1 protein-coding gene is annotated in these 4,108 nt (G+C 65.1%); it reads right to left on the bottom strand.

Annotated elements, in window-relative coordinates; genetic code table 11:
* Positions 1-375 precede the first annotated feature (375 nt).
* Positions 376-3,726: an AAA family ATPase gene (locus AC1DY5_RS44925; protein ID WP_478120870.1), complete on the bottom strand. Its 3,351-nt coding sequence runs from the start codon at positions 3,724-3,726 to the stop codon at positions 376-378.
* Positions 3,727-4,108: the final 382 nt, after the last annotated feature.

Below are 4,108 nucleotides of genomic sequence, written 5' to 3'. Positions count from 1 at the left end.
GGTCTAGAGGGCTCCAACAACCGCGGCGGCGCGGTGCGGCTGACCCGCGGGTGACGGCCGATTTCGGTGGACCAAAGGACCTCGAGCGAAGCAACTTGCATACGAGGTCGCCGTGGCCGTCCTGCGCGAGACCGCCTGACAGCGGCTCTCGGCCAGAACCCGACATTGATGGAGTCCTCCTGGTGCAGGTGGAAACAGAGCAAGTTTCGGCAGATGACGTTGCTGTCTATCGAGGGGCTACGGGTTGCCCAGTCGCAAGGGTGCGTCCGACGCTGATGACAATGGCGAAGCTGCTCCGACAGCAGAACAGGCGGCTTGCAACGAATGTGCGTGCGGTACCAGCGCGGCCAGCTGCCGCAGCGGTCCAACGCGTCGTCAGCCCCGCAATTCGTCGAGCAGCGCCTTGGATTCCACAAGATCCAGTGTCTCGAAACCCTCGGTGAAGGCAGCGTATATAGGGGCAAGCAGGTCCGCTGCCCGGTGCCTTTCCCCGCGTTCGGCCCACAGAGCCGCGAGGTCTCGCGCCGCGCGCAACTGAAGCGACGGCGCCTCTTGCTGACTGGCAATCTCCAGCGCACGGCGCAGGTCTGCTTCGACAGCGTCGCGCTCGCGTGCATCGGCGCGCAACAGCAGCGCCGCCCGCGAGCGGTAGAGCTCGGCAGCGAGGGCCAGGTCACGGCCATGCTCCAAGGCAGCAAACGCCGCGGCGATGCTCGCGTTGGCCTCGTCGTGCCGGCCAGCGCGCGAGTAAGCGTCGGCCGCGATACTGCGGTGCAGCGGTTCGAGCCGGCCGGCTCCAATCTCGCGAGCCTCGTGCAGACCCGCCTCGATTTCGTCGAGACCCGGCGCCTTACCAAGTTGTGAAAGAGCCCAACCGAGATGAATCTGAGCCCAGGCATGCCAAAGTGCCATCGATCTTTCTTCTGCAAGTAGCAAGGCCTCGCGTGCGATGCTTTCGACCCGGACCGGCTGACGCAGCCAGATGTGTAAAAGATTGATCCCGTAGCACAACGCGATACCGGTCGTGTTGGCGTGGTTGACCTGCCGAGTCCATCGCAGATTGTCTTCGCTCGTTCGAGCAGCCTGATCGGGAAACCCCAGATGCCAGAGGATCCAGGTTTCGTAGTTCGTTGCCGAGGCGCGCGGATCATGGCCGAATAGACTGGCCAGATCGCAATGCGCAACCGGATCGTAGGTGTCGAGCGACTTCCTGGCGAGCACGAGTGACTCTCTGAAGCGACCTTCGTGGAAGCGCTCCAGAGCGAGCATGCGCAGTCCGACAAGGCGCAGCCCGCTCTCGGCCTGCGCCTCGGCAAGCACACGATATCGCTTCGCGATCTCGCCAGAGCCCGTGCCCTTGACATAGAGGTAGATCCATTGCCCGTACATCGCCGGCAGTTGCAACGACGCGTCTCCGATCCCGTCGGCCAGGACCAGCGCATGCTCGAAGGCGTGCAGCGTCGCCGACGCCTGATAGCCCTGGTTTGCGATCAACGCCTGTCTTAGCTGCAACCACAGACCCAGCTCGCGTCTCTTCCATTGCTGTGCCTCGCCCATAGAGCGGCAGAGCCGAACGGCATTCTCCAGATTCGCGATGGCCTCCTTGAAGGCGGGTCGCGCCAGTGCCTGCGTGCCGGCCTGCGCCCAGTAGTCGAGCGCCCGTTCGGTGAGGCCGGCCGACTCGGCATGCTGCGCTTTCACCTCGGCGGCCGCATCGCCCCGGCCCTCCAGCACATCGAGCAATCGGATGTGCAACGAGGTCCGCTTGGCCTTGAGCAGGCTCTCGTAGGCGGCATCACGAACCAAGGCATGCTTGAAGAGATAGGTGGCCTCCGGCGGTGTGCCACGGCGAAAGATCAGCTCGGCTTCCACCAGCTGACGCATGGCACTGGCGAGTTCGTCCGCGGGCTTGTCCGAAAGTGCGGCGATGGTTCGGTGGTCGAAGCTGCGGCCGATCACCGCGGCGGTTTGGGCCACCTCCTTCACCGGCTGCAGCCGATCGAGCCGCGCCATCAACGAGTCGTGCAGCGTGGTAGGAATGGCGAGCGCGCTGAGCGGCCCCTGGAGGTGGTAGGCATTCCCGTCCTCTCGCAGCACCCCCGACTCGATGACCGCCTTGGTCATTTCCTCGACAAAAAGCGGAACGCCGTCTGTCTTGGCGGTAATCTCGTCGAGCAGGACCTCGGGAAGGCGCTTGCCACGCGCGATGCGGGTGATGATCGCCTGCGTTGCGGCGCGGTCGAGCCGGTTCAGCGTCAGCCGCGTCACCACCGGATGACTTCCGAAGGATGCGACGAAGCTCGGGCGTGAAATGATCAGCGTGAGCACGCGCGTTCCCTGTACGCGATCGAGCGCCAACTCGATCATCTCCAGCGTCGTCGGGTCGATCCATTGCGCGTCTTCAACCACCCAGAGCACAGGTTTGCGGCTGGCCAGACCGGTGAGTTGGTCGATGAGGGCCGCGAGCGTGCGATTGCGGCGCTGCTGCGGTGTCAGCGTGCTTGCGCCGTAACGCGAGGCCGGATCGAGCCCCAACAACATGGCGATCAGCGGCGCAACCTCACTGACGTCATCGGAGGCCGTGGCCAGCAGTGCCTCCAGTCGCTCCAGGCGCCGGTCCGCAGTGTCGTCTTCGGTGAATCCGGCCGCGTGAGTGATCTGCTGGATGGTGGGATAGAGCGCGGAGTCCGCGTGATAGGGCGAGCATTGGTAGCGCAGCAGAAAGTGCGGCTCGGCGAGCGCTGCTTCGATCACGGCTTCCGTGATGCGCGACTTGCCGACGCCGGCTTCGCCACTGAGCAGTACCACCTGGCCTTCGCCAGCCTTGGCCTGCCGCCAGCGCTCGACCAGCAATGCGAGTTCCTTATCGCGGCCGACGATCGGCGTGACTTCGCCCTCGTGTTGGGCCGCGAACCGGCTTTCAAGTGCGCGCTCTCCGACCACCGCAAAGACGGTCGCAGGCTCGGTGATCCCCTTGAAAGTCTGTGCCCCCAGATCGCGCAGCACGAACAGATTGCCGGCGAGGTGGCGCGTCGCATCTGCGATGACAACCATGCCGGGCGCTGCAATAGCCTGCAGCCGCGCCGCGAAATTGGGTGTTTCGCCCACGACCGCGTGGCGCAGTCCCGATCCTTCGCCGATGAGGTCACCAACGACGACCATGCCGGTGGCGATGCCGATCCGCGTCTGCAGGTTCCTGGCGGCCGGCGTCATCAGCCGCGAAGCCGCGGCCGTGACGGCCAAGCCGGCGCGCACTGCACGCTCGGCGTCGTCTTCATGCGCTCGCGGCCAGCCGAAATAGGCGAGCATGCCGTCGCCGAGGAATTGCGCGATGTGGCCCTCGAAGCGAGAGATCTCCCCGGCAACCGTGTTTTGATACGTGCGGATCAGCTCACGCATGTCTTCCGGATCGAGCTGGGTCGAGAGTGCGGTGGAGCCCACGAGGTCGACGAACATCACGGTGAGGTGGCGGCGCTCGGCGGCCGAGCCGCGGGCGTCTGCAACACGTCCGGGCGAGACGGCTCCAGGTGTCGCCGATTCAGGCGGACGGCCGAGGGCCGCAATGGCCTCCAGTAATCTCTTGCGATGACCGAGCGAGACGACGCCCAGCTCCTTGAGATCGTCGCCACTCAGTTGGTGAATCAGCGTGTCATCGATGTCGTTGGACCGAAACAGCTCGGCATACTGGCTCAAACCGATCCCTCGCAGCCAGGTGGGGATGTCCAAGATCGTTCTCCCGGGGTTTGGTTGCCGGATGGCGCATCAGCCGTGTGATGGGCGCTCGGGCCGCCAGGCTCAGGTGGTCCGGATCGACGCAAGAGTGTGCGCCGTTCGGCCGAAAACGCAATCGCCCGCCGGTGCATCGGCGCGGGTTTCGCGCTCCAGCGCCACACGGGCCGCGCGCTCGTGTGCCCGCACCGACCCCGTCATAGGATGATCGCGAGAACGCGCCCGGAGAGCGGCGAATGACGGCAGTGGGCCCATAGGAGCCTCTAGACACGAATGACCCGAGTCGGCAAAGCTGACGTTCAGGAGCGGGCCTGGCTCGCGTTATGCTGCCTGCAGCATCGTCTCCTCGAAGGAGGCCAGCGGCTTGATGAATGGCGCG

The sequence above is a fragment of the Variovorax sp. P4_D9 genome (genome assembly GCF_056401695.1).
Note: the sequence above shows the minus strand (reverse complement) of the source record. Positions and strands in the feature narration are given on the sequence as shown.